General features: G+C 71.6%; 25 protein-coding genes. 12 read left to right on the top strand and 13 right to left on the bottom strand.

The window, feature by feature from the left end:
* Nucleotides 1–8: 8 nt before the first annotated feature.
* Entirely contained in the window at nt 9–1,058 is a 1,050-nt protein-coding gene (locus tag EDF24_RS04610; RefSeq protein WP_260233350.1) for an EamA family transporter, read from the top strand.
* Here the strand turns inward: EDF24_RS04610 and EDF24_RS04605 are convergent.
* Together EDF24_RS04605 and EDF24_RS19050 are read right to left on the bottom strand one after the other, a co-directional pair.
* Nucleotides 1,027–2,007, bottom strand: a complete 981-nt coding sequence (locus tag EDF24_RS04605; RefSeq protein ID WP_123701259.1) for an epimerase — start codon at nt 2,005–2,007, stop codon at nt 1,027–1,029. The two genes, EDF24_RS04610 and EDF24_RS04605, sit on opposite strands and share 32 nt — an antisense overlap.
* Complete coding sequence (locus EDF24_RS19050; protein ID WP_185021555.1) at nt 2,004–2,141, bottom strand: hypothetical protein; 138 nt, start codon at nt 2,139–2,141, stop codon at nt 2,004–2,006. Before EDF24_RS19050 ends, EDF24_RS04605 begins: the two co-directional genes overlap by 4 nt.
* 193 nt (nt 2,142–2,334) lie before the next feature.
* Here EDF24_RS19050 and EDF24_RS19045 point away from each other — a divergent pair, with 193 nt between their 5' ends.
* Entirely contained in the window at nt 2,335–2,505 is a 171-nt protein-coding gene (locus EDF24_RS19045; protein WP_185021554.1) for a hypothetical protein, read from the top strand.
* A gap of 106 nt (nt 2,506–2,611) precedes the next feature.
* Complete coding sequence (locus EDF24_RS04595) at nt 2,612–3,526, top strand: cation diffusion facilitator family transporter (protein WP_123701257.1); 915 nt, start codon at nt 2,612–2,614, stop codon at nt 3,524–3,526.
* A 245-nt stretch (nt 3,527–3,771) separates the two neighbouring features.
* Here EDF24_RS04595 and EDF24_RS04590 read toward each other — a convergent pair whose 3' ends face one another.
* Both EDF24_RS04590 and EDF24_RS04585 read right to left on the bottom strand, forming a co-directional pair.
* Nucleotides 3,772–4,371: a hypothetical protein gene (locus EDF24_RS04590; protein WP_123701256.1), complete on the bottom strand. Its 600-nt coding sequence runs from the start codon at nt 4,369–4,371 to the stop codon at nt 3,772–3,774.
* Between the two features lie 31 nt (nt 4,372–4,402).
* Nucleotides 4,403–5,686 carry an MFS transporter gene (locus tag EDF24_RS04585; protein ID WP_123701255.1) on the bottom strand — a complete coding sequence of 428 codons (1,284 nt, stop codon included), beginning with the start codon at nt 5,684–5,686 and terminating at the stop codon, nt 4,403–4,405.
* Nucleotides 5,687–5,734: 48 nt separating this feature from the next.
* Between EDF24_RS04585 and EDF24_RS04580 the strand changes: the two genes are divergently transcribed.
* The gene (locus EDF24_RS04580) at nt 5,735–6,643 is read left to right on the top strand and encodes a LysR family transcriptional regulator (protein WP_123701254.1); all 909 of its coding nucleotides are present in this window, start codon (nt 5,735–5,737) and stop codon (nt 6,641–6,643) included.
* A gap of 21 nt (nt 6,644–6,664) precedes the next feature.
* Here EDF24_RS04580 and EDF24_RS04575 read toward each other — a convergent pair whose 3' ends face one another.
* The 5 genes from EDF24_RS04575 to EDF24_RS04555 all read right to left on the bottom strand — a co-directional run bounded on the left by EDF24_RS04575 (nt 6,665) and on the right by EDF24_RS04555 (nt 12,886).
* Nucleotides 6,665–8,047 (bottom strand): DHA2 family efflux MFS transporter permease subunit, encoded by a 1,383-nt coding sequence (locus EDF24_RS04575; RefSeq protein WP_260233364.1) that lies wholly within the window; start codon nt 8,045–8,047, stop codon nt 6,665–6,667.
* A 61-nt stretch (nt 8,048–8,108) separates the two neighbouring features.
* Nucleotides 8,109–8,372, bottom strand: coding sequence for a hypothetical protein (locus EDF24_RS04570; protein WP_123701252.1), 264 nt, complete (start codon nt 8,370–8,372; stop codon nt 8,109–8,111).
* Nucleotides 8,369–9,028 (bottom strand): DUF308 domain-containing protein, encoded by a 660-nt coding sequence (locus EDF24_RS04565; protein WP_123701251.1) that lies wholly within the window; start codon nt 9,026–9,028, stop codon nt 8,369–8,371. The genes EDF24_RS04570 and EDF24_RS04565 overlap by 4 nt, the downstream gene beginning before the upstream one ends.
* Before the next feature lie 143 nt (nt 9,029–9,171).
* Nucleotides 9,172–11,142, bottom strand: coding sequence for a DUF11 domain-containing protein (locus tag EDF24_RS04560; protein WP_148070792.1), 1,971 nt, complete (start codon nt 11,140–11,142; stop codon nt 9,172–9,174).
* Nucleotides 11,143–11,251: 109 nt separating this feature from the next.
* Entirely contained in the window at nt 11,252–12,886 is a 1,635-nt protein-coding gene (locus EDF24_RS04555; RefSeq protein WP_260233349.1) for a glycoside hydrolase family 13 protein, read from the bottom strand.
* Nucleotides 12,887–13,014: 128 nt separating this feature from the next.
* Here EDF24_RS04555 and EDF24_RS04550 point away from each other — a divergent pair, with 128 nt between their 5' ends.
* The 5 genes from EDF24_RS04550 to EDF24_RS04530 all read left to right on the top strand — a co-directional run bounded on the left by EDF24_RS04550 (nt 13,015) and on the right by EDF24_RS04530 (nt 16,859).
* Nucleotides 13,015–13,572, top strand: a complete 558-nt coding sequence (locus EDF24_RS04550; RefSeq protein WP_123654666.1) for an NADPH-dependent FMN reductase — start codon at nt 13,015–13,017, stop codon at nt 13,570–13,572.
* Between the two features lie 153 nt (nt 13,573–13,725).
* Nucleotides 13,726–14,229: a MarR family winged helix-turn-helix transcriptional regulator gene (locus EDF24_RS04545; RefSeq protein ID WP_123654667.1), complete on the top strand. Its 504-nt coding sequence runs from the start codon at nt 13,726–13,728 to the stop codon at nt 14,227–14,229.
* Between the two features lie 105 nt (nt 14,230–14,334).
* Nucleotides 14,335–14,841, top strand: coding sequence for a Dps family protein (locus EDF24_RS04540; RefSeq protein WP_123654668.1), 507 nt, complete (start codon nt 14,335–14,337; stop codon nt 14,839–14,841).
* A 12-nt stretch (nt 14,842–14,853) separates the two neighbouring features.
* Complete coding sequence (locus EDF24_RS04535) at nt 14,854–15,654, top strand: SDR family NAD(P)-dependent oxidoreductase (protein WP_123701248.1); 801 nt, start codon at nt 14,854–14,856, stop codon at nt 15,652–15,654.
* 11 nt (nt 15,655–15,665) lie between these two features.
* Nucleotides 15,666–16,859, top strand: coding sequence for an NAD(P)/FAD-dependent oxidoreductase (locus tag EDF24_RS04530; RefSeq protein ID WP_123701247.1), 1,194 nt, complete (start codon nt 15,666–15,668; stop codon nt 16,857–16,859).
* 110 nt (nt 16,860–16,969) lie between these two features.
* On the opposite strand, the gene EDF24_RS04525 is transcribed toward EDF24_RS04530, so the two are convergent.
* From EDF24_RS04525 to EDF24_RS04515, 3 genes are all read right to left on the bottom strand, one after another.
* Nucleotides 16,970–18,067 carry an alpha/beta fold hydrolase gene (locus tag EDF24_RS04525; RefSeq protein WP_123701246.1) on the bottom strand — a complete coding sequence of 366 codons (1,098 nt, stop codon included), beginning with the start codon at nt 18,065–18,067 and terminating at the stop codon, nt 16,970–16,972.
* A gap of 72 nt (nt 18,068–18,139) precedes the next feature.
* The gene (locus EDF24_RS04520; protein ID WP_123701245.1) at nt 18,140–19,015 is read right to left on the bottom strand and encodes an SMP-30/gluconolactonase/LRE family protein; all 876 of its coding nucleotides are present in this window, start codon (nt 19,013–19,015) and stop codon (nt 18,140–18,142) included.
* Between the two features lie 45 nt (nt 19,016–19,060).
* The gene (locus EDF24_RS04515) at nt 19,061–19,918 is read right to left on the bottom strand and encodes a DUF1206 domain-containing protein (RefSeq protein WP_165931303.1); all 858 of its coding nucleotides are present in this window, start codon (nt 19,916–19,918) and stop codon (nt 19,061–19,063) included.
* A 100-nt stretch (nt 19,919–20,018) separates the two neighbouring features.
* Here EDF24_RS04515 and EDF24_RS04510 point away from each other — a divergent pair, with 100 nt between their 5' ends.
* Both EDF24_RS04510 and EDF24_RS04505 read left to right on the top strand, forming a co-directional pair.
* A complete protein-coding gene (locus EDF24_RS04510; protein WP_185021553.1) occupies nt 20,019–21,836 on the top strand; it encodes a glycoside hydrolase family 15 protein in 1,818 nt (605 codons plus the stop codon).
* A gap of 53 nt (nt 21,837–21,889) precedes the next feature.
* Nucleotides 21,890–22,486, top strand: coding sequence for a DUF1992 domain-containing protein (locus EDF24_RS04505; RefSeq protein WP_123701243.1), 597 nt, complete (start codon nt 21,890–21,892; stop codon nt 22,484–22,486).
* Nucleotides 22,487–22,590: 104 nt separating this feature from the next.
* Here the strand turns inward: EDF24_RS04505 and EDF24_RS04500 are convergent, their stop codons facing one another.
* Nucleotides 22,591–23,271: a hypothetical protein gene (locus EDF24_RS04500; protein ID WP_123701242.1), complete on the bottom strand. Its 681-nt coding sequence runs from the start codon at nt 23,269–23,271 to the stop codon at nt 22,591–22,593.
* A gap of 186 nt (nt 23,272–23,457) precedes the next feature.
* On the opposite strand from EDF24_RS04500, the gene EDF24_RS04495 reads away from it, so the two are divergent.
* Nucleotides 23,458–25,920 carry a phosphoketolase gene (locus tag EDF24_RS04495; protein ID WP_123701241.1) on the top strand — a complete coding sequence of 821 codons (2,463 nt, stop codon included), beginning with the start codon at nt 23,458–23,460 and terminating at the stop codon, nt 25,918–25,920.
* Nucleotides 25,921–25,956: the final 36 nt, after the last annotated feature.

Below are 25,956 nucleotides of genomic sequence, written 5' to 3'. Positions count from 1 at the left end.
ATCGGAGGGTGCTCCTCCGTGATCGTCTCCTCGCCGTGGTCGTCGCCGTCGTCTGGGGACTGAACTTCCCCGCGACGGCGCTCGCTCTCGAGCACTTCCCGCCGTTCCTGCTCGCCGCCCTGCGGTTCACCCTCCTCGCGATCCCGACGCTGCTGTTCGTGCCGCGGCCGAAGATGCCGTTCGGGCGGCTCCTGCTGATCGGCTTCGGACTCGGCGTGCTGCAGTTCGCGTTCCTCTACCTCAGCATGGCGTCCGGGATGCCGTCCGGACTGGCCTCGCTGGTGCTGCAGGCGTCGGCGCCGTTCACCGTCGTGCTCGCCGGGGTGTTCCTCCGCGAGCGCCTGAGCGGGCGGCAGGTCGTCGGGGTCACGATCGCCGTGTGCGCACTCGCCGCGATCGCCGTGCACCGCTCGCAGACCGCCGCGCTGCTGCCCGTCGTGCTCGCGCTCTGCGGCGCCCTCGGGTGGGCGATCGGCAACGTCGCCACCCGGCGTGCGGGGCCGGTGAACCCACTGCACCTGACGCTGTGGTGGTCCGTCGTCCCGCCGATCCCGATGGCGGTGCTGTCGTTCGTCGTCGAGGGGCCGGCGCGGATGGGACACGCGCTCGGGACCGCGTTCACGCCGTCGGCGCTGCCCGCTGACCTCGGGCTGCTCTACATCGTGCTCGTGGCGTCGCTCGTCGGCTACGGGATCTGGTCGCGGCTGCTCGGCACGTACCCGTCGAGCACCGTCGCGCCGTTCTCGATGCTCGTCCCCGTGGTCGGGGTCCTGGCGTCGTGGGTGGCGTTCGGGGAGGTGCCGGACCTGGTCGAGGTGCTCGCGGGGGCCGTCGTCGTGGGCGGGGTGCTGTGGGCGTCGCGGACAGCGCCGGGCCTGCCGGCTGCTCCAGCTGCGGTGGCGGTTGCGGTGGCGGCGGGGGTGGCGGCTGCGTCGAGTGCGCAGACGATGCGGTCTGATGCCGGGTTCGATCACCACGACCGCGCACTCGATCAGCAGACGGGGACCGACCCGGTCGTGCCGGCGCTCAGCCCCGGTGCTGGCGACGCTCCGCGATGATGCTCGCGAGCGCCCCACGGAGCAGCGGGTACCGGAACTCGTAGCCGGCCTCGACCAGCCGGGCCGGGACGACCCACCGGCTCTTCAGCACGAGCTCCGTCTCCGACCGGATCGCGAACGTCCCCACCTCGAGCACCCACCGCGGGGTCGGCATCCCGAAGCGCCGCCCGACGGAGTCCCGGATGGTCGCCATCACCGTGCGGTTGTCCGACGGGTTGGGGCTCGAGACGTTCACCGGCCCGTCGATCTCCTCGTGGTCCCGGACGAACCGGATCGCGCCGAGGACGTCCGCGATGTGCACCCAGCTGAACTTCTGGCGCCCGCGGGTGTGTCGGTCGTGGTGGTAGGTGCCCGCCGCGAGGCGCCCGGGAGTCGGGAACCACGGCCCGTCGATCTGCGCCCCGCCGAGGCCCGCCTGCGCGAGGCGGAGCAGTGGCACCAGGGCACTGCCGTCACCGAACACGATCGCCATCCGGAGTGCGACACGACGGGTACCGGGCAGGTCCGCGCCGAAGAAGGCGTCCTCCCACGCGCGCGCCACCCCGACCGAGAAGCCCTCGCCGAGCTCGCCGGTCGCTTCGTCCTGCGGGCGGTCGTCGGCGTGCCGGTAGATCGTCGCGGTGGACGCGTTCAGCCACAGCGGCGGCGGGTGCTCCGACGTGCGGATCGCCTCGGCGAACTCGAGCGTGGTGTCCACCCGCGATCGGATGATCTCCGCGCGGTTCCGACGGCCGTACCGGCAGTTCACGCTCTTCCCCGCCATGTTCACGACGATCGCGGCGCCGTCCACCAGCTCGCGGATGCGGAGCGTGTTGCCCCACACCGCGTCGCCCGTGCGGCCGATCGTGACGACGTCGTAGCCCTCGTCGCGGAAGGCGTCCCGCAGGTACTGCCCCACGAAGCCGCTCGCCCCCGCGATCACGGCTCGGCCCCTGGTCGTCTCGGTCATCGTGCTCCCCCGTCGGTGTCCGGCGCGATCTCATCCCGGAACGCCCCCTCGTACCGGTACAGCGTGCCGAGGAACGGTGCCGCCAGCACCAGGGACACGCGCTGCAGGTCGGCTTCGTCATCGAATCGTTCCACGAGCGTCACGGGAGCAATTCAAAACGTTGCATATCAGCGTCCGATGTCGTTACGGTTCGGGAGCGGTCGCGCTGTTGCTTCCGCCCATCTCGAAGGGGAATGACAAGGTGTACCCATTCGCCGGAGGCAAGGTGAAACCGCGATGCGCTTGACGCAGAGAGGGTCGGGAGCCCTGCGCCGTCTGTTGATCAGCGTGCCGTTTGCCATCGCCGTCAGCCTCGTGCTCGTGGCCGGCAGCGCGGTGCTCACCACGGCACCCGGTACCGCCGGGCGCTGGGGGAGCATCGTGATCGCCGCGCTGGCCCTCTTCACAGCGATCGTCTACACGGGCGCGGCGATCCGCCGCAGCGCGGACCAACACTGACGACGCCCTCACACGGTGCCCTGCGCCCGATCGGCGCAGGGCACCGCCGCGTCGGCCAGCCGCTGGTCCCTGGCATGTCCACGGCTGTGCTCCCTACGATTGGGGCATGGGACACGACCACGGGCATGCACACGGGAGCGCCAACGAGCGCGCGCTCCTCGTGGCGTTCTGCATCTCCGCGACGATCCTGCTCGCCGAGGTCGTCGGCGCCGTGGTCACCGGGTCCCTCGCCCTCCTCGTCGACGCCGGGCACATGGTCGTCGACACCGGTGGGATCGGGATCGGCCTCGTCGCCACCCGGCTCGCCCGCCGGTCCCCCACGTCGCAGCGCACCTGGGGCTTCCAGCGCGCCGAGGTCCTGGGGGCCACCGCGCAGGCCGCGATCCTGCTGGCCGTCGGCGTCTACGTGATCATCTCCGCGATCCAGCGGCTGTTCGTGCCGGCGGAGATCCACTCCGGTCCGCTGCTGGTCTTCGGGGTCATCGGGCTCGTCGGCAACCTCGTCGCGTACTCGGTGCTGCTCCGGGCCTCCGGCGAGAACTTCACGTCCCGGGCCGCCCGGCTCGAGGTCCTCAACGACACGCTCGGCTCGGTCGCGGTCATCGGCGCGGCGATCGTGCTCGCGTTCACCGGGTGGGAGCGGGCGGACTCGGTCGCGGCGCTCATCATCGGCGGGCTGATCCTGCCGCGGGCGATCCGGCTGCTCCGCGAGACCGCGAACGTCCTGCTCGAGGCGACTCCCCCCGGTCTCGACCTCGAGGACGTCCGCGGCCACATCCTCGAGCTCGACCACGTGATCGCCGTGCACGACCTGCACGCCACGCTCGTCGCCACCGGGGTGCCGAACCTCACGGCGCACGTGGTGGTGGACGACCACTGCTTCACGACGGCGCACGCCCCGGCGATCCTCGACGAGCTGCAGCAGTGCGTCGCGGAGCACTTCGACGTGCCGGTCGAGCACTCCACGTTCCAGCTCGAGCCGGCGTCGCACCGCCGGCACGAGCACGACGTGCACGCGTAGCGGTCGGCGGTCGGCGGTCGGGGTCGGGGGTCGGGTCGGGTCGGCGGTCGGTCGCGGCGCCGTGGTGCCCGCGGGACTGACGCGGAACGACAACGTCGCTGTCGTACGACGACCGCGCTGTCGCATCCCCGCGTCCGCAACATCCGGCGCGCGCAAGGAACGACGCCCATGCTGTCGTACGACGACGGTCCTGTCGTTCGGGGTCAGCCCGGGGCGGGCGTGGGGCGGCCGGGGCGCGGCCCGCGTCAGCAGTCGTCGGAGCGGGTGGGGTACGCGGTGATCACGCGGTCGGTGGTCTCGGACACGATGACCTTCACGAAGCCGTCCGGCGAGGGCGTCGACCCGTCGTCGAACCGCAGCGCCGCCGCGTAGCAGACCTTGCCGTCGCCGGCGTCCTTCGGGAACCCGTCGCGTGGCGCCGTGAGCACCGCCTGCACGGCCGTGAGCATCGCGTCGTCCCAGTCCCGCGAGCCGCTCCCGGCGAGCACACCCTGCCAGTCCGCGGTGTGCCGCACCCGGATGTGCTCGTACCCCTGGCTCGAGTTCCCGCACTGCATGACCACGTCCCCGAGGGCCGCGGTGTCGTAGCTGGCGACGTCCGCGCGGCTGCTCGTGTCGCAGCGCTGCAGCACGGCGGCACCCGGCAGGTCCGCACCCTGACGGGCGATCACGACCACCCCGTCGGAGGTCGCCTCCGCCGTCGGGGCCGTCGACGCCGACGGCCCGGCGATGACCGGGTCGTCGCTGCCCTGTTGTGCGGTCAGCGCGAACCCGCCGACCACGAGGGCCGCCGCGATGACCGCGGCGACCCCCGTGACGACGGATCGGTTGCGTCGAGACGGCATGCGCCCAGTATGCCGGGAGGCCCGGCGCGCGTCAGGCGCGCGCGGCCAGTCGGGCTCCGGCGACGATCGCCAGCGCCGAGACGAGCACCACGTACCCGATGAGGACGGCGAGCGTCGGGAGCACCAGGAGGGCGGCGCCGACCGCCACGACCGGGACCGTCAGGCCCGCGTAGGCGATGAGGAACACCGCGGCGAGGACCCCGCCGCGCTGCGCGGGCGCGGCGAGGGCCCCGGCGCTGCCGATGCTGGCGCGGAAGAGCAGGCCGACCCCGGCACCGGCGACGACGCCACCGGCGATGAACCCCGCGACCTGCAGGACCACGGCCGCGGCGGCGAGGACCGCGAGGCCGCCGACCAGGAGCACGACGCCGAGGCGGATCTGCGTGCGCTGCGCCAGCCGGGCGAAGACGAGCTGCGAGACGGCACTCGCGGCGAAGACCCCGAACGTCGTCGCGCCGGCTGCCAGTCGGTCGGTGACGTGGAAGGTCGTCCCGAGGAACGTCGGCGCGACCGAGGTGAAGAGCCCCTGCACCGCGAAGGCGGCGAACGCTCCCGTGCCTGCGGCCCAGAACGCGGCGGACTTGCCGGCCGGCGCCTGGACGCGCTGGGGACGGTAGGCGACGCGCTCGGCGGGACGGTCGACCGTCTCCGGGACGGCGAGGACCAGCACGAAGGCGACGACCAGGGCGACCACGAAGACCTCGTACGGCACCATGAGCGGCTTGCCGACGAACTCGGCGAGGGCACCGCCGACGAGGGCGCCGAGCGACAGACCACCGAGGTTCACGACGCCCGCCGCGACGCTGGCGCCCTTCGCGGAGGCCTCGTCCCCGGTCGCCCGGACACGGAGCTCGCCGAGGTGCGCGGTGGCCGTCGCGGTGAGCATGCCGATGCCGAGGCCGGTGACGAGCCGGGCGACGATGAGGCCGCTGACGTCGTTCCACACCAGGAACAGGATCGCCGCGACGATCTCGAGCGCGATGGAGACCAGGATGAGCGGCTTCCGTCCGTGCCCGTCACTGAGGTGTCCGGCGAGCCACAGGGAACCGACGACCCCGACCCCGTACGCGGCGAAGACCACGGTGGTCGTGAACGTCGGGAAGCCGTCCCGCGCCTGGTACAGGACGTAGAGCGGTGCCGGGACGGTCCCGAACGCCATCACCGCCGCGAACGCGAACGCGACGGACCAGAAGCCGATCCCGTGCCGGCGACGGGAGTGTGCTCGGCGGCCGCGGGGTGCGGTGGGCGTGGAACCGGAGGCAGTGAGGGACGTCGCTGCGGTGGGCGTTCCAGCGGTCTCGATGACGGATGACATGCTCTGAGGATCGCGCGCCGCGTCCATCGAGTCCAACGGATCCTCTTGATGGAGATCATCGATCGGGTCGATGATGGCTTCATGGAGACCCGCCTGCTCGAACAGTTCGTCACCGTGGCCACCGAGGGCAGCGTCACCCGTGCCGCTGAACGGCTCTGGGCGGCGCAGTCGACGGTGTCCGCGGGGATCGCCAGCCTCGAGCGCACGTTCGGCGTCCGCCTGTTCGACCGCACCGGCCGGCACCTCGTGCTGACCGCCGTCGGCGAGGACCTGCTCCCGCACGCCCGCGCCGTGCTCGCGACCATCGACCGGATGCAGGACCTCGCGACGACCGACGACGCGGACCTGCGCGGGCGGGTCCGGCTGGGGATCTTCACGAGCATGGACATCGTCGACCTGACCGGGGTCCTGCGGACGTTCAGCGACCGTCACCCCCTGGTGACCGTGGAGCTCCGGACCAGCCCGTCCGGCACCACCGGACTCGTGCAGGACCTGGCCGCCGGCCGACTCGACCTCGCCTACTCCGGGCTGCCGTCGCTCCCCGCGGGGATCGTCGTGGAACCCCTGCGGGAGATGCCGTTCCGGGTGTTCCTCGCCGCCGACCACCCCCTGGCCGGACGGGCGTCACTGTCCCTGTCGGAGCTCGCGGACGAGTCGTTCATCGACACCGCCCACGGGTTCGGCAACCGGATCATCCTCGACCAGGCGCTCGAGCGGCTCGGGATCCGCCGGCGGATCGTCGCCGAGATGAACGACATGCCAGCGGTGATCCGGTTCGCCACCGCCGGCCTCGGGGTCGGTGTGGTGCCGGACTCCGGCGTCGAGCACGACGGGGTCGCGATCGACCTCGTCGACGAGGTCACCCCGCTCCGCGTCGGACTGGCCATGCGCGCAGACGTCGAGCCGAACCGGGCGGTCCGGGCGCTCGCGCGGGACATCGTGGCCGCGCGCCGCTGACGGGCTCAGCGGCGCGACGGCTCAGGCGTCGAGGAGGGGTGCGACGCGCTCGACCGAGCGGTGCGCGGCGGCGGAGGACGACACGAAGCCGATCGCCACGATGAAGGCGCCGATGCCGACGACGATCCACCACATCGCGTGGGTGGCCACTGCGAAGTCCGCGCCGACACTGGCCACGGCGCTCGCTCCGGTCACCGTTCCCGCGAGCGCGACGCCGAGCGAGACCCCGGTCTGGCGGCTCGTCGAGGCCACGGCAGCGGCCGAGCCGGCCTGTGCGCGGGGCATCCCGGACACCGCGGTGTTCGTGATCGGGGCGTTCACCATGCCGAACCCGAAGCCGAACAGGACGAAGGCTGCCACCAGGACCCCCATCGGCGTGTGCGCGTCGATGGTGGTGAGGACGAGCCCGGCGCCGAGGATGCCGATCCCGGCCAGGACGAGCGGGACCCTGGTGCCGAACGACCCGACGAGCCGCCCGGACAGCGGCGACACGAGCATCGTCGCGAGGGCGGCGGGCAGTGTCCAGAGCCCGGCCTCGAACGGGGACATGCCCCGGACCTCCTGCAGGTAGAGCGCGTTGAGGAACAGGAACGCCCCGTTCGCCCCGAACGCCACGATCGCGGTGAGGACGGAGGACGAGAACGGGATGCTGCGGAAGAACCGGACGTCGATGAGTGGTTCGTCGCGTCGGCGTTCGACGACGACGAGCAGCACGAGGGCGGCTGCGGCGACGACGAACAGCCCGAGGGTCCCGACGGAGGTCCAGCCGAGCCGTGGTCCCTCGATCAGCCCGCCGACCAGGGTCGCGAGCAGCACGATGACGATGCCCTGTCCGAGCGGGTCGAGCCGGCGGGGCTTCGGCGCGCGGGACTCGGGGACGAACAGGAACGTGAGGACGATCGCGGCGATGCCGATCGGCACGTTGATCCAGAAGATGGCTCGCCAGCCGACGGTGTCGGTGAGGGCACCGCCGACGAGGGGGCCGACGCCCATCGAGACGCCGACGACCGCACCCCAGACGCCCACGGCACGTGCCCGCTCCTTGGCGTCGTCGAACGTGGCCGTGATGATCGACATCGCGACGGGGTTCATCATCGAGCCGCCGACGGCCTGCACCATCCGGAACACCACGAGCCAGCCGACACTCGGTGCGACGGAGCAGAGCAGCGACCCGACCGAGAAGAGTGCGAGGCCGATCTGGAACGTCCGACGGCGGCCGATCCGGTCGGCGGTCGAGCCCGAGAGCATCAGCAGGCTGGCGAGCACCAGCGTGTAGGCGTCGATCGTCCACTGCAGGCCGGAGATCGTCGAGTGGAGTTCCCGGCCGATGGACGGCAGTGCCACGTTCACCACGGTCGCGTCCATCGAGACGATGAACAGGCTCATGCAGCAGACCGCGAGGATCAGGTACCGGTGGCGGTACCGCGTCGGGAGCTCCTGGTCGCCCTGGACCGGGCGCCGGACGTCAGTGGAAGCCGTCGCCGTCTCCTTCGCCCGGGGTCTTGTGCCCGCCGAGCATGTCGTTGTCGTCCTGGTCGCTCGTCGATGCGAGCTGCAGCATCGCGAGCACCACGACGACCACGATGAACGCGATGCCGAGGAAGATCAGCGCGAGCGTGACCTCACGCGTCGACAGCAGCACGACGAGTCCGGTGAACACCGCGATGATCGCGGAGATCCCGAGGAGTTCGACCGGGCGCAGGCGGTCACGACGGCTGGGGGTGGTCATGCGTGTGGTGCTCCGTCCGGGGAGGCCGCCGGAGCAGCCGTCCCCCACTTGTGCGAGAGGCCGGCGATCACGTGGAAGACCGCCGTGATGGCGAGGTAGGCGCCGAGCAGGCCGACGAGGACGACCGAGGCGTCGAGGGTGCCAGGTACCTGTTCGATGCCGCCGAGTTGCTGCGAGTAGTCCGGCGGCGTCACGAGGAACGCGATCGCCAGGAGCAGCGTCAGGCCGCCGACGGTCATCCAGTCGCGGGCGAACGGCGACCGACGCCGGGCGCGGATGCCCTGCGTCAGCTCGAGCGCCCCGGTGAGGACCGCGAACGCGACGACCACGGAGATGAACGCCGGCAGCCCGAGACCGTTGCACGCCACGGCTGCGACACCGGCGAGGACGCTGATGACCGCCTGGACGAGCGCGGTGCGGCGCGAGCGGCCGTCGTCACGCAGCCGGGTGGCGCTGCCGATGCCGAGGACCGCGCCCTCGACGACGGCGAACGCACCGAACAGCAGCAGGCCGTACCCGGCGGCGTGGTTCGACGAGAAGGTGATGACGAGCGCGACGACCGCGGCGGGGACTGCCCGGAGAATGGGGATCGGCCAGTACCGCGCGCGCTGGTGTGCGTCGGCGACGGAGTCGGACACGAGACCTCTTTCGGGCATGCGGATCGTACGATCGATCCTACCGCCGCCCGGGATGTGCCCCGTCCGTGCACGTGGCCTCGGAACTGAGGATGCTCCGACCTGCACCGACGACCGGGGACGTCAGCGCAGGTCGGAACAGGAGCAGGTCGGAACAGGACGGTTCAGTCCACCGGCAGGTCGTGCGCGGAAGCCCGGACGCGCCGTCGTGCGACCCACCAGCAGACGCCTCCTGCTGCGGCGAGCGCCCCGCCCACCGCCGCCACGATCCCGAGGTCGGAGGCACCCGTGTAGGCGAGTGCTCCACCCTGCCCCGGTGCGCCGCCGCCGTTCCCGACCGGCGCGACGGTGGGTCCGCCGGAGTGCGTCGGCCCCGGGAGCAGACCGCCGTCGTCATCTCCGTCGCCGCCGTCGTCACCGTCCCCGCCGTCGCCCGGGGCGTCGGGCTCGACGACCTCGATCCCGACGCCGGGCGAGGGGTCACCGCCGTCGGCATCGGTCGGGGATTCCGCCGTCGCCACGTTCACCACATCGGAGCCGTCGCCGCGGTACTCCGCGTCGAGGTCCGCGTGGAACCGGAAGGAGCGTTCCTCGTCCGGCGCGAGGTCCGTGTCCAGGTCGCCGCCGCAGGTCACCCGCTGCCCCTCGGCCGTGCACCCGTCCGGCGAGTCGACGAACGTCAGCGCCTCGGGCAGGTCGTCCACGACGGAGACCGCCCGGGCGAGGGAAGGACCACGGTTCCGCGCGGTCACGGTGTACTCGAGACGGTCGCCCGGGTGCACGTCGACCCCCGGCGTGACGGTCTTGTCCGTCTCGAGCTCGGCGGACGCGGCGACCGGCGCCGTGGCGGTCGAGGTGTTGTCCGACTCGTCGGAGTCGGCGAGGTGCGGAGCGGTGGCGATGGTGGCGGTGCTCGACAGCTCGCCGGTGGCCCCGGCTTCCAGCGTGCCCTCGATCGTCACGGTGGCCGAGGCCCCACGGTCCAGCGCGAGATCGGTCGCCACGTCGCCGGTGCCGGTCACGTCGCCGGAGGTCCACCGGACGTCCGAGAGCTGGTCCGGGACGTCGACGGTGAGCGGGCTCGGCGTCGATGCGTTCGCGCCGACGTTCGACGCGGTCACGGTGTAGCTGACGCGTTCGCCGGCGACGACGGGCGGCATGTCGTGCTCCACCCGGAGGTCGGCCGGTTGCCGGACGCGGAGGGAGTCGACCTCGTGCACCTCGGCGAAGGACCCGGTGGCACCGGCGAAGCCGAGCCGGAGCGTCGGCGGGAGCGGCGCCTGACCGTCGCCGTGCAGGGGGACCCGGTCGAGCACCGTGCGCATGCCGCCACCGGCTTCGACCCGGACGGTCGCGGAGAGCTCACCGTCGGTGCCGGGGAGCAGTGTGACGGCGACCTTCCGTGGTGTCGTGCCGGAGGACACCACGCCGCCGGGTGCCGGGATGCCCCGCACGAAGCGGTAGCCATCGACCCCGTTGCCGGAGCCGCGGATCACGACCGAGTCCTGCGTGGCGCCGGGTCCGCTGTCGTTGATCGGCAGGGAGAAGTTGCCGTAGTGGTCGAGCGCGAACGCGGCGAACCCGCCGGGGATCCCCGCGACGTCGCACTTGCCCTGCCCCTGGGTCGCCTGCTTGACGCAGGTGTAGCCGAGGCCCGCTCCGGTCGCGCCGACGCCTGCCGGAGCGGCGCCGTCTGCCAGGTACAGCAGCAGGCCGTCGGCGCCGGCGAGGGGCCCGGTGGAGTACATCGCGTAGTCGAACTCGATCTCGAGTCCGGCGGTGGAGGGGAAGGTGTCCGTCGTCGCCCAGGAGCCCGCCTTGCTCGTGGCGTCGTCGGTGAGGCGGAGTCGCCCGTCGAGGATCCGGGCGTCACCGCTCAGGACACCGCCGTCAGCGGTGGCGAAGGACTGGTCGTACGGGAAGGCCAGGTCGGCCGCGGACGCCGACGGGGGCGGTGCGACGAAGGCGGGCGCGGCGAGCAGGGCGAGCGCGCCGAGCGACGTCGTGACCGCGACGCAACGGCGCAGCACCCGACGACGCGGTGCCAGGGGAACAGGGGCCAGGGGATCAGGGGCCGGGGGAACAGCGGACGGGTGAACCGGGGCCAGGGGAACAGGGGTGAGTGGATCTGTCATGCCCCGATGGTCGCGATCGGGACGCCACCACGAGGCGGACCCGAGACGATCTGTGGATCGTCACCCCGAGCCTCCCGGCTGTGGAGGACTCAGCCACCCACCGGGCCGGTCAGGCGACCCAGACCGTCGTCTCCCCCGGCAGCACGCCGTCGCCGAGCGGCCCCGATGCCAGCAACACCGTGCCGGCGGGCATCGGCACGGGGTCCGCGCCGAAGTTCGTGTACGACCGCCACCCGTCGTGCCGAGCGAAGCCGACGACGCCGTCCGGGGCGTCCACCCACGCCAGGGTCTCGCCGTGCTGCAGCTCCCGCCGGAGGGCGAACGCCGAGCGGTAGAGCGAGAGCGTCGAGTCGGGTTCGCCGTCCTCCGCCTCGACCGAGGACACGCCGAAGTCCACGGGCTGCGGCAGCTGCGGCGCCACGTCCCCGAAGCCGAACGAGGGCCCGGACCGGGTCCACGGGATGGGCACCCGGCAGCCGTCGCGCCCCTTCACGGTGTGTCCCGACCGGAGCCACTTCGGGTCCTGCAGCAGGTCGCGCGGGATCGCCGCCGCCTCGTGCAGGCCGAGCTCCTCGCCCTGGTACGCGTACGACGACCCGGGCAGTGCGAACTGCAGCAGCGACGCGGCACGGGCTCGCCGGAGCCCCCGGTCGCGGTCCAGGGCCGGCGAGACCCCGTCGGTCATCAGCCAGGCGTCGGTGTCCGCGTCGTCGGGCAGTCCGTAGCGGGTGGCGTGCCGGACGACGTCGTGGTTCGAGAGCACCCACGTGCTCGACGCCCCGGACTCCTCCGACATCGCCAGGTTCCGCTCGATGACGCCCCGGAAGGCGTCGGCCTCGAACGGCGCCTCGAGCAGGTCGAAGTTGAACGCCTGCCCCAGCTCGGTGGGCCGGGCGTAGAGCACGCGACGGGGTGCCGGTGCCCAGGCCTCGGCGATCGCCGCGCGGGGCGGGTCGTACTCGTCGAGGACGGAGCGCCAGGACGCGAACACCTCGTGGACCTCGTCGCGGTCGTACAGCGGGTCGGAGCCGTCGAGCGGCAGGTCGTGCTCGTTCGAGGGCCGGTACGGCACCGACAGGTCCTTCGCGAGCCCGTGCGCGACGTCCACGCGGAACCCGTCCACCCCGCGGTCCGACCAGAAGCGCAGGGTGTCCTCGAAGTCGCTCCGGACCGACGGGTTCGACCAGTCCAGGTCCGGCTGTTCCGGGGCGAACAGGTGCAGGTACCACTGGCCGTCGGGGACGCGGGTCCAGGCGCTGCCCCCGAAGTTCGACACCCAGTCGCTCGGCGGGAGCGACCCGTCGGGGCCGGAGCCGTCGCGGAACACGTACCGCGCGCGTTCCACGGACCCGGGGGCAGCGGCGAGCGCGGCGCGGAACCACGCGTGCTCGTCGGAGGTGTGGTTCGGGACGACGTCCACGATCACCCGGATGTCGTGCTCGTGCGCCGAGCGGACCAGGGCGTCGAAGTCGGCGAGCGTGCCGAGCCGCGGGTCGACGTCCCGGTAGTCCGCGACGTCGTAGCCGCCGTCCGCCAGGGGCGACGGGAAGAACGGCGAGAGCCAGATCGCGTCGACGCCCAGGCCGGCCAGGTACGGCACGCGGCTCGTGATGCCGGCGACGTCGCCGAGGCCGTCGGCGTCGGAGTCGGCGAAGCTCCGCGGGTAGACCTGGTAGACGACGGCCTGGCGCCACCAGTCCGGGTCCGGGGTGCGCGGGGTGCTGGTGGGGGTCCGTGGGCTCACGCGGCCGAGCGTACCCACGCCGGACACGCCGTTCACGGAGCAACCGGGAATACCTCCCGCTCGCAGGGCATTGGTTGTCGATGAAACCATTCCACTCGGCAACGAGTTCCGTACTGAAAGGTCCATCCATGACGAACGTCCTCGTCCTCGTCGGCAGCCTCCGCGCCGGCTCCATCAACCGCAAGCTCGCCGAAGCCGCGATCCACCACGCCCCAGAGGGCTTCGAGCTCTCCGTCTACGAGGGCATCGTCGACCTGCCGTTCTACAACGAGGACATCGACGGCGACACCCCGCCCGCCGCAGCGGTCGCCTTCCGTCAGGCGCTCGCCGACGCCGACGGCGTGCTGCTCATCACCCCCGAGTACAACGGCACCATCCCGGCCGTGCTGAAGAACGCGCTCGACTGGGCCTCGCGTCCGTTCGGCGCCTCCCCCATCTCCGGCAAGCCGCTGGCGGTCATCGGTTCGGCGTTCGGCCAGTACGGCGGCGTCTGGGCACACGACGACGCCCGCAAGGCCGCCGGCATCGCCGGTGCGAAGGTCCTCGAGGACGTCAAGGTCGCGATCCCGCAGTCGGTCGTCCGCTTCGCCGAGACCCATCCGCGTGAGGACGCCGAGGTCACCCAGCTGGTCCAGGGCGCGCTGGACGCGCTCGCCGCTGCCGCTTCAGAGCCCGCCGCCGCGTAACGCAGCTGCACCCGGTCGCGACGCGACCACCCACCGGACGGGAGGCTCGGTGCCGGACCGGCACCGAGCCTCCCGTCCGTCCGACGGTGCGGAAGACCGCATCCCGTGCGTTCCCTAGACGGTCTAGCAACGAGACGGGTTACCCTGAACCCCATGTCAGCGCAAGAGGTCACGGAGGCGTCCGGGTACTGGTTCCCGGACGACGACGCGACCCAACGCGGCGTCGCCGTGCTGAACGCCCTGCGCCGCTACCGCGCTGCCGAGACGGCGATGCGCCGCCGGACCCGCGACTCGATGGGGATGGGCGAGACCGACCTGCTGGCCGTCCGGTACCTGCTCCAGGCGCAGCGCTCCGGGCGGAAGATCAGCCCGAAGGACCTCTCCGCGCACCTCGGGATCTCCTCGGCGTCGACCACGATCCTCATCGACCGCCTCGTGAAGAGCAACCACGTCCGGCGCGACCCGCACCCCACCGACCGCCGCGCGCTCGTCATCACGCCGACCACCGCGACCGACGACGAGGTCCGCGCCACGCTCGGGATCATGCACCGACGGATGATGAACATCGCCGAGGGTCTGTCCACCGACGACGCCCGCACGGTCGCGTTCTTCCTCGAGAACATGCGCGAGGCCGTCGACGAGATCGACCAGCACTGACACCAGGGCCGACACCGCGGGGGACACCCCGTGCAGCGTGCTCTGAGAAGACGCCCTGTCGCAGCGCGTAGACCGGAAGGGTCACCGAAGCGAAAGGAGCCTCTCATGCACGCATCGGACAAGATGGCCAAGAACCTCCAGGCGGTCCTCGTGGACCTCATCGACCTGCACGTCCAGGGCAAGCAGGCCCACTGGAACATCCTCGGCACCAACTTCCGCGACCTGCACCTGCAGCTCGACGAGATCGTCGACGCCGCACGCGAGTTCGCCGACGACACCGCAGAGCGCATGCGCGCCCTGTACCTCGTGCCCGACGGCCGCTCCTCGACCGTCGCCGCGCAGAGCCACCTCGACCAGTTCCCCGAGGGCGAGATCACCACGCACGACGCGATCGACCAGGTCACGCTGCGCCTCTACCAGGCGACCGGCACCATGCGTGACGTGCACGACGAGGTCGACGAGGAAGACCCGACGACCGCGGACCTGCTCCACGGCTTCATCGAGCGCCTCGAGCAGCTCGCCTGGATGGTCAGCGCCGAGAACCGCGCCCCGTCCACGCCGCTCGCCGCAGCGATCACCCCGTCGACGGCCGAAGCCTCGGCGCACGCGTAGGGAAGGGGCCCCGTGGACCTCGGGATCCAGGACAAGACCGCGCTGGTCTTCGGCGCGGACTCCGGCATCGGCTGGAACACCGCTCGCATCCTCCTGGCAGAGGGTGCGACGGTCGTCGTGACCGACATCGACCAGGCGCAGCTCGACAACGCGGCGGACCAGTTGGAGGCGCCGAGCGGCAAGCTCCACGCCTTCGCGGCGGACGTCACGAGTGCCGAGAGCCTGGCATCGCTGCACGAGCAGGTGCGGGACGCCGTCGGCGAGATCGACATCCTGGTGCAGTCCTCCGGCGTCACCGGCGCCCAGGGGCTGTTCCACGAGATCGACGAGGACGGCTGGGCGACGACGATCGACATCGACCTCATGGGGCCGGTCCGGATCACCCGCGAGTTCATCGCGGACCTCCGGAGCGGCGGCTGGGGCCGGATCGTCTACCTCGTCTCCGAGGACGCCTCCCAGCCGTACGACGACGAGCTCCCCTACTGCGCCGCCAAGGCCGGGGTGCTCTCGTTCGCGAAGGGCCTCTCGCGCACCTACGCGAAGGAGGGGCTGCTCGTGAACACCGTCAGCCCGGCGTTCATCCACACCCCGATGACCGACACGATGATGAAGAAGCGGGCCAAGGAGACCGGGACGTCCTTCGACGAGGCGATCTCGAGCTTCCTCGACGAGGAACGGCCGTACATGGAACTCAAGCGACGCGGTGAGCCGGAAGAGGTCGCGAACGTCATCGCGTTCCTCTGCTCCGACCTCGCCAGCTTCGTCAACGGCTCCGACTACCGGGTCGACTCCGGCTCGGTCGCCACGATCTAGGAGGGCGTCCCATGACCGACTACCGCTACCTCGTCATCGGCGGGGGGATGGTCGCCGACGCCGCCGCGCGGGGCATCCGGGAGATCGACCCGGACGGCTCGATCGGCGTCGTCAGCGAGGACGTCGACCGTCCGTACGCTCGTCCCGCCCTGTCGAAGAAGCTCTGGACGGACCCGGACTTCAGCTGGGACGACAAGGTCGACCTGCACACCGAGGAGACCGGCGCGGAGTTCGTGCTCGGCACCCAGGTCGTCTCGATCGACCGCGACGGCAAGACCGTGACGACCTCCGACGGCGGCACCTACGGCTACGAGCGGCTGCTCATCGCCACCGGTGGCCACCCGCGCGGCCTCCCCGGCCTCGACCCGTCGGACCGCGTCCTCGACTACCGCAGCGCCGCCGACTACCGACGGCTCCGGGAACTCGCCGACGCGGGGGCGCACATCGTCGTCGTCGGCGGCAGCTACATCGGCACGGAGATCGCGTCCGGGGTCGTGCAGAACGGGGCTCGAGTCACGCTCGTCGACCCGGACGAGGTCGTCGGCGGACGCATGTTCCCCGCGGACCTCGCCGCGGCGTTCCAGCAGCGCTTCGTCGACCACGGCGTCGAGCTCCGCCTCGGTCGTCGCGTGTCCAGCGGGTCGCAGACCGCCGACGGCGTCACGCTCACCCTCGACGACGGCTCCGTCATCGAGGCCGACGCGGTCGTCGCCGGACTCGGCATCGAACCCGCGACGGAACTCGCCGCAGCCGCCGGGCTCGCCGTGCACGACGGCATCGTGGTCTCCTCGACGCTCGTGACCGACGACCCGTCCGTGTTCGCCGCCGGGGACGTCGCCGAGTACCCGGACCGGATCCTCGGGACCCGCCGGGTCGAGCACGTCGACAACGCGCAGCAGCAGGGACGGCAGGCCGGACGGAACCTGGCGGACGCCGACGAGACCTACGACCACACGCCGATGTTCTACTCGGACGTCTTCGACATGGGGTACGAGGCCGTCGGTCGCGTCTCCACGTCGCTCCGCACGGTGGAGGACTGGCAGGAGCCGACCGTCACCGGCGTCGTCTACTACCTGGACGACGACGACCTGGTCCGCGGCGTGCTGCTCTGGAACGTCTGGGACAAGACCGACGAGGCCCGCAAGGTCCTCGCTGAGGCGCACGCGCTGACCCGCGACATGCTGCCGGGCCGCATCACGGCCTGACGAGCCGTGCCGACGCCCTGACGAGCGTCGGTCACGCTCTGGACGCAACCGCCGGGAGGCCCGGTGCCGGTCTCACGGACCGGCACAGGGCCTCCCGGCGGTTCACGTCGCTAGCCGGCCTTGCGCTCGTCGTGCGCGTGCGGACGGTCCCGGTTGAGCTCCGGCGCGGCCGCCTCGACGATCTCCGCACGGACCTGCGGTGCGACGTGCGCGTCGGCGTCGTCCGCCAACGCGAGCGCGTGCGCGGACTTGCCCGCCTCGAGCACCTCGTCGTCGCCCTTCGCCATCCCGAACAGCTCCTTGAACCGGGCGCGGACCACGAGCCAGGCGTCCCCGGCGCTCAGCCGGGAGAGGTCCGACGCGGTCGAGTCGTCCCGGACCCGCTGCAGGGACGACACCCCGCGGTCGGCGAGGTCGCCGCGGACGTGCGCCACCGCGAGCTTCGCGACCGCATCCGCCTGCGCGTGCATGACGGAGTGCGCTCCGCCCACCACCTCACGCAGGACGGCGTAGGGGAACACCCGGGCCAGACGACGGATCCAGTCGCGCGGCACGAGTGCGTCGTGCTCGCCTCGGACGATGAGGACCCGGGCCTGCACGTGCGGTGCGCGCTGCTCGATCGGGAACGCGACCATCTTCGGGAGCACCTTGCGGAACCAGTGCCAGCCGCAGAGGGCGTACGCGGTGACGGCGTGCCAGCGCACCGCCGAGGGTTCGTGGACCGCTGACCGCACGAAGCGGACCGCGGACTCGCTCATGGTGCGCGCCTTCGAGTCGATGACCGGGCTGATCAGGACGAGGTCGGTGTACTCCGGGTGCCGCGCCGCGACCTCGGTGACGACCTGCGTCCCCATCGAGTGGCCGACCAGCACCGGGTTCGTCAGGCCGAGTTCCTCGATCACGCGCTCGACGGCATCGGCGTAGCGCTCGATCGACACCGGTCCTCGGAACTTGGGCACGCCCGCGAACCCGGGGAGGTCGAGTGCCCGCACGGGACCGAACTCGTTGAGGTTCGGCGCCAGTCGCTCGTAGTACGTCGACGCGATGCCGAGGCCGGCGACCAGCAGGAACGGCCGCTCGCCGACGTCCCCGATGGAGCTCACACGGACGTTCGTGCCGTCGACGGGGATCCGGTCGACCTTGACCACGACGTCGGCGCTCTCCGCGTGTTCCAGCGCATCGGCGTGGCGCGGGGTCTCCTCGTTCACGGGTGTCTCCTCGGGTCTCGGGGGATCGCCCAGCGTACCGTGCGTGTCCCCCGATCGTGGGACGCGGCGGTCTCAGCCCCCGAACGTGTTCGCAGGGAAGCCGTGCACGCGCGTCGGGACGGCGAACAACGCGCCCGAGTGCGGGTGTTCCTCGAGCTGCTCCTCGGTGAGGTTCTCCCGGGCGGTCCCGATGAACAGCGTGCCCATGTCCTCGCCGCCGAACGCGACCGAGGTGGTGTTCGGTGCAGGGAGCTCGACCGTCTCCAGGTGCTGCCCCGCCGCGTCGTAGCGCTCGACCCGTCCGGAGCCGTAGATCGCACCCCAGAAGCAACCCTCGTCGTCGCGGACGAGCCCGTCGTGCGCGGCCCCGACGACGAAGGGCTCGAGTTCGCCGAGCTCCCCGTCCGGGCCGTAGGACGCCCGGAAGATCGTCGACGCGCTCGTGTCCGTGACGTACACCACGTCCCCGTCCGGCGACCACTCGATGCCGTTCGTCACGCCGAACCCGCCTCGGAGCAGGCGCGTCGCGCCGTCCGGCTCGACCGAGTACAACGCCGCGTCCGGCTCCCCCGTCGTCACGTTCATGCTGCCGACCAGGAAGCGTCCGAACGGGTCGCACTTGCCCTCGTTGAACCGGTGGCCCGCCGTCGCGTGCTCGACCGTCGCGATGGTCCTCGGGTCCTCGCCGTCGGGACCGGTGACGACGACCCGGTCGCCGAGGGCCGCGACGAAGCCGCCCTGTGCCCGGGGCTGGAAGCTCGCGAGGGGCGGGGGCAGCGGGACCGTGCTGACCGGCCGGCCGTCGGCATCGGCGGTGTTCAGGGTGCCGAGGGTGATGTCGGCCCAGCGGAGCACGTGCTGCTCGGGGTCCCACACGATGCTCTCGGCCAGGACGGCCCCGGCGTCGGAGAACACGCGGACCGGACCGGTGGTGGCGCTCGTCGTCATGCCCCAGGTCTACCGGGGTGCCGCTCCCGCACCACTCAGCGCGGGTCAGATGCGGGCGTACTTCGCCCGGACGAAGCTGAAGACGCCGAAGGCCAGGAACCCGATGCCGATGGCGACGAGGACGAACGCCCCACCGGGCATCGAGCGCAGCGCGTCGAAGGCGCCGTCGAGTCCGGTCGCCTGGTCGGGGTCGCTCCGGACGGCGGCGACGGCGATGAGGACACCGACGATCGTCACGGCCACGCCCTTCGCGACGTACCCGACGACGGCGAGGACCGTCAGGGGCCGCTCGACGGCCTTCGGCGGGGTGACGAGCTGCTTCCGGTACGACCGACGGAGACCGATGACCACCAGGCCGACCCCGATCGCGATCGCGATGCCGGCGGCGAGCAGGAGGACGAACACCCCGCCCGGCGTCGCGAGGGCCTTCGCCGCGAGGCTCCGGGTCGACCCGCTCGAGCTCTTCCCGGCACCGAGCGCGTACGAACCCGCCGAGTACGCGATCACGCCGTAGACGATCGCCTTGCCGGCGTTCTTCGCCCGGTTCAGCCAGGCGCGCGCGCTGTCCGTCCGGCCGCCGACGATCGCCTCGACGACGAGCCGGATGCAGAGCGCCGCCGTGCCGACCGCGACGACCCAGAGCAGGACGACACCGCCGGGGACCGCCGCGAGCTGCGCGAGCGCCCCGGACTGGTCGGTCTCGCCGGACTGCGACCCCTGCGAACCACTGCCGGCGGTCGCGTTCCCGATGCCGAGCAGGATCGCCAGGTACCCGATGAGCAGGTGCACGACACCGCTGCCGACGAACCCGGCGCGGGCGGTGACCTCGAACCACCGGCTGTCCGCCGCACGGCGCGCCTGTCGTCCGGTCTCGCGGGCAGCCTGTTCGGCGGTGTCACTCATGCACACGAGCGTGCCCGAAGCCCCTGCGCATGTCCGGGGTGCGCGCACGGGGTACGGCCGTCGGGGTGCTCCCCGAGCCGGCTCGGGCACGATGGGCTGCATGCCCGAACGCACGCGAGACACCCCCGACGCCTCCGACAACGAGGAGCGCACCGACGGGTACGTCCCGCTCCGCTCCTACGCCGCGATCGGTGACGGCAGGACGGTGGCGCTCATCGCCCGCGACGGGCGCATCGACTGGCTGCCGATCCCCTCGATGGACTCGCCGCCGGTCTTCGCGAGCATCGTCGACGCGGAGCACGGCGGGCACCTCGCCCTGCGTCCGGTCGACGACGGCGCGACGGTGTCCCGGGAGTACCTGCCGGGGACGAACGTCCTCGTGACGACCTGGACGACCGGATCCGGGCAGGTCACCGTCACGGACGCGATGGTCACCGGTGTCGCCGGGCGTCTGCCCTGGGCCGAGATCGGGCGCTGCGTCGAGGGGGTCGAGGGCTCGGTCGAGATGGAGTGGGCCGTCGTGCCGGGGACGCTCCTGAACACCGCCGAACCGCGTCGGCTCGACACCGAGAACGGCACCGTCATCGGCATCGACGGCGTGACCATCGCGATCGTCGAGCAGGGCTTCGAACCCGTCCACGACGACGGCCCCCGGTTCTCCGGACGGTTCACGGCGACGGAGGGCTCGAAGTCGATCCTGACGATCGTCGGCACCCACGACGAGCCGATCTTCCTGCCCGAGCCGGAGCGGACCCTCGAGGGCATCGACCGCACCATCGAGAACTGGTCGACCTGGTCGAAGGAGTTCTCGTACGACGGACCGTGGTCGGACGCCGTCCAGCGGAGCGCCCTCGCCCTGAAGCTGCTGATCTTCTCCCCCACCGGGGCGATCGCGGCCGCACCGACGACGAGCCTGCCGGAGGACCGGACCGGCGGCAAGAACTGGGACTACCGGTTCGCCTGGGTCCGCGACCTGGCGTACACCGTGCACTCCCTGACGAGCTTCGGCCTGCGCGAGGAGACCCACGCCGCGGTCTCCTGGGTGATGCGCACCATCGCCGAGCACGACGAGACGATGCCGATCTTCTACCGGCTCGACGGCAGCAAGGCCGGCGACGTCGAGGAGCGGGACGTCCCCGGGTGGAACGGCATCGGCCCCGTCACCATCGGCAACCGTGCCAGCGGCCAGCTCCAGCTCGGCGTCTGGGGCGACGTCTTCGAGATCATGCGGCAGTACGTCCGGGCCGGCAACGTGCTCGACCGGAAGACGGCATCGGTGCTCCAGGAACTCGCCGACGACGCCTGTCACCGGTGGGAGGAACCCGACTCCGGCATGTGGGAGCTCGAGGAGGCGCACCACTACACGACGAGCAAGATCGGCTGCTGGCAGGCCCTCGACGCCGCGGTCGAGCTGCACGACGCCGGGATGATCGACGGTCCCCGGGACAAGTGGGTGGAGAACCGCGAGCTCATCGAGGACTGGGTCGCCGAGCACGGGTGGAACGAGGAGCTCGGTCACTACGTGATGCACCCGGACACGGACGCCCTCGACACGTCGATCCTGTTGCACGCCATGTCGGCGTTCGACCGGGGACCGCGCATGGCGTCGACGATCGCGGCGATCCAGGACCAGCTCCAGCACGGGCCACTCGTGTACCGCTACTCGGGGATCCAGGACGAGGAGTCGCCCTTCGTCGCCTGCTCGTTCTGGCTGGCGGCCGCGATGGCGTGCACCGGGCGCATCGACGACGCGACGAGCCTGATGGACGCCATGGTCGCGCAGGCGAACGACGTGGGGCTGTTCAGCGAGATGCTCAGCGCCGAGGACGGCGACTTCATGGGCAACATCCCGCAGGGGCTGTCGCACCTCGCCCTCATCCAGGCCGCCCTCACCATCCAGGAGCTCTCCGAGCGGTGAGCGGACGGGCCTGAGCGCACGTCGAGCCCGCCCGTGTGCACAATGGGACGACGATGAACGACATCGATGCACGCATGGACCGGCTCAGGAGGGCCGCCCGCTACCGCTACCAGCAGCTCGTCGACAGCGAGATCGAGCGCGGTTCGCTCGACCCCGACGAGGTGCGGGAAGAACGTCGGCTACTCAAGGCCGCCGACGTCGCAGCGCATGCCCGGGCCCAGATCGAGGAAGCCGAACGCCGGGGTGTCTTCGAGGGCAACCCGTACCACGGCAAGCCGCTCCCGGGGATCGACGGGCAGCACGATCCGGACTGGTGGATCAAGTCGAAGATCGAGCGTGAGGACATCCGCGGCATCGCGCCGCCCGCCCTGGCCCTGCGCACCGAGGACGCGGAACTCGACGGCGCCCTCGATGCGCTCTCCCGCGAGGACGACGTCCGCGATGTCCTGGTGGACTTCAACGGCCGGGTGAAGGAGGCGCGACGGCAGCTCCTCGGTGGGCCGCCGGTGGTCACGCCGCTCCGGGACGTGGACGCCGAGCTCGTGGCTTGGAGCGCGCGACGGGAGGCTCGGCTCGCGTCCGCAGCGCGCGCTGCGGAGGAGCTGCGGCTCGAGTCCCGACCACGACGCTGGTGGCGCCGGCGGGGTTGAGCCGACCCGAGCCTCCCGGCAGGACGCCTGACCGGTACCGCAACGACGAGAACGCCGTCCCCTGGTGGGGGCGGCGTTCTCGTGTGTGGTGGTGGTGCTGGGTGTTACTTGATCTGGGCGGTGATCGTGGCGGTTCCGACGAGGAGGCCGGCCTTGACGGCGTCGGTCTTGAAGGTGCTGTTGAGCAGCTTCGCGGCGTCGGCGGAGACGTGCACGGTGGTGCCGGTCAGGATCGCGTTGTCGCCCTCGAGCTGGAGGGGCTTCAGGGTGCCGCCGTGGAGGGAGAACAGGTAGGCGTCCTGCGCGGCGATCTTGCCGTTGACGAGGACGTCGCCGGAGAGCTTGGAGGAGCCCGGGTTGACGACGAAGTTCTCCAGCGTGACGGTGGTGTCGCCGGCCTTGAGGGTCAGACCCGAACCGTTGTGGTCCAGCAGGCCCTGCACGTAGGGACGGTAGTCACCCTTCGGGTTCCAGTACGTGACCGAGCCGGCGGTGATCGGGAAGGACACGGCGCCGTCGGCGAGCTTGGCGGAGCCGGACACGCCGGGGGTGAGCTTCAGCGCGGTGAGGGCGTCGGTGAAGCCGGAGTCGAGGGCGACGGAGGTGTTGCCGCCGAGGACCTCGGGCACCGATGCGACCGGGGCCGGGATCTTCGAGGACGACGACGCGACCGTGTGGATGGTCGGGGTCGAGGCCTGCGCGGCCGAGACGCCGAACCCGGCGCCGCCGAGGATGATCGCGCCGGCAGCGGCGAGGGAGACCGTGGTCTTGGTGAACTTGCGCATGGGAACTGATCCTTTGCTGTGGTGAGGCTTCTCCGGCACGCACCTGTGCGTACACCGAGCACCGGCCGTGTTCGACCGGAGAGCGCCCTGGGCATTTGCCCTGTGCAGATGATTCGGCACCCCTCCCGGAACGGATTGGACGAGTTTCTGGATTCCTTCCGGTGCCCGGATCCGTAGCGTGGGGTCATGGCTCCTGAGCACCTGGCGACGACCGACCGGATCCGCGCGATCGACGCGTGGTGGCGCGCGGCGAACTACCTGACCGTCGGGCAGATCTACCTGATGGAGAACCCGCTGCTGTCCCGCCCGATCGAGCCGGAGGACGTCAAGCCCCGGCTGCTCGGACACTGGGGCACCTCCCCCGCACTCAACTTGATCTACGCGCACTGCAACGCGCTGATCAGTTCCTCCGACCGCGACATGCTCTACGTCTGCGGGCCTGGCCACGGCGGCCCGGCGATGAACGCGAACGCGTGGCTCGACGGCACCTGGCAGGAGCTCTACCCCGGCACGACGCTGCAGCGGTTCTTCCGGCAGTTCTCCTTCCCCGGCGGCATCCCGTCGCACGCGGCACCCGAGACCCCCGGCTCGATCAACGAGGGCGGCGAACTCGGCTACTCCCTCGCGCACGCGTACGGAGCGGCGCTCGACAACCCCGATCTCGTCGTCACGTGCGTGGTGGGCGACGGCGAAGCGGAGACCGGCCCGCTGTCCGGCTCCTGGCAGGCGCACACCTTCATCGACCCCGTCGCCGACGGCGCCGTGCTGCCGATCCTCAACCTCAACGGGTGGAAGATCGCCAACCCGACCGTGCTCGCGCGCATCCCCGGCGAGGACCTGACCGCGTACTTCCGCGGTCTCGGGTACGAACCGATCGTCGTGGACTCCGCACGCGTCGACGACGACCCCTTCGCCGTGCACGCGCTCTTCGACGGCGCACTCCGCCGGGCGCTGGCGACGATCGACGACATCCAGGCGGCCGCGCGCGGCCAGGCGGCGCGCGCAGCGGCCGGCGAGATGGCCGGCGCGTCGGACCTCCGCCCGCGCTGGCCGATGATCATCCTGCGCACCCCGAAGGGCTGGACCGGCCCGAAGGAGGTCGACGGCGAGCGCGTCGAGGGCACCTTCCGTGCGCACCAGGTCCCGCTGCCGGCGGTCCGCGAGAACGACGAGCACCGCGCGCAGCTGCAGGCGTGGATGGAGTCCTACCGTCCGGCGGAGCTGTTCGACGAGGACGGCGAGGGCGTCGGCATCCTCGAGGGCATCCGGCCGGTCGGCGACAAGCGGATGAGCGCCACCCCGCACGCCAACGGCGGCCGGATCCGGACGGCGCTCGACCGGCCGGGGCTGTCGTCGTACGCGGTCGAAGCCGGGACGCCCGCGTCGGCCACCGGCACGCTCGGCCCGTGGATGGCGGCACTCACCGCGCAGAACCCCTCGTCCTTCCGCCTGTTCGGGCCGGACGAGACCGTGTCGAACAAGCTCGACGCGGTCTTCGACGTGACGAACCGGGTCTGGCGGGCGGCGAACAGTGCCGACGACGAGCACATCGCCCCGACCGGACGCGTGATCGAGATCCTGTCCGAGCACCTGCTCGAAGGGATGCTCGAGGGCTACGTGCTCTCCGGCCGACACGGTGTCCTCAACACGTACGAGGCGTTCGCGCACATCATCGACTCCATGGTCGGCCAGTACGCGAAGTGGCTGGAGTCGTCCGCGGACATCGACTGGCGCGCCCCCGTCTCGAACCTGACGATCCTGCTCTCGTCGCACGTGTGGCGGCAGGACCACAACGGTTTCTCCCACCAGGACCCCGGGTTCCTGGACGTCGTCGCGTCGAAGCAGCAGGACTTCGTCCGCATCAAGCTGCCCGCCGACGCGAACACCCTGCTCGCCGTCGCCGAGCACGCCCTCGAGACCACGAACCGCATCGAGGTGATCGTCGCCGGCAAGCACCCGGAGCCGGTCTTCCTCTCGCTGGAGGACGCCGTCGCGCACGCGTCCGCGGGTCTCGGCGTGTGGGACTGGGCGGGCACCGAGGAGTCGGTCGGCCGTGCCGACGTGGTGCTCGTCAGCGCCGGTGACGTCCCGACCGTCGAGACCGTCGCCGCAGCGGACATCATCCGGAAGCACGCCCCCGACGTCGGCGTGCGGGTCGTGAACGTCGTCGACCTGCTGGCGCTCGGCGACACCCGGAAGCACTCGCACCCGGTGTCCGACGAGCGCTACGACGAGCTCTTCCTGCCCGGTACCCCTGCCGTCTTCGCGTTCCACGGGTACCCGTCGCTCGTGCACCAGCTCACCTACCGTCGCCACGGACACGACGACCTGCACGTGCACGGGTTCCTCGAGCAGGGCACCACCACGTCGCCGTTCGACATGCTCATCCGCAACGAGATGGACCGCTTCGCACTCGCACACGACGCCCTGACCCGGGTGGCCGACGGGTCCGACCGGTTCGCCTCGCTGCTCGCGAAGCTCTCCGAGGCGCGTGACGCCGCCCGTGCCTACGCCTACACGAACGGAGAGGACCACCCCTCCGTCGACGGATGGGAGTTCTCCGGGTGGCCGCAGGACGAGCCCGCCTCGGGCGGGACCGGCGGAGACCCGGGCGAGGGAGAGACGGAGGGCGCGGCGCCGGGTCGCTGAGGCCCGCTTCCGTCATCGACGGTCGCTCCACAGCCT

The sequence above is a fragment of the Curtobacterium sp. PhB130 genome (assembly GCF_003755165.1).
Classification (GTDB): domain Bacteria; phylum Actinomycetota; class Actinomycetes; order Actinomycetales; family Microbacteriaceae; genus Curtobacterium.
Note: the sequence above shows the minus strand (reverse complement) of the source record. Positions and strands in the feature narration are given on the sequence as shown.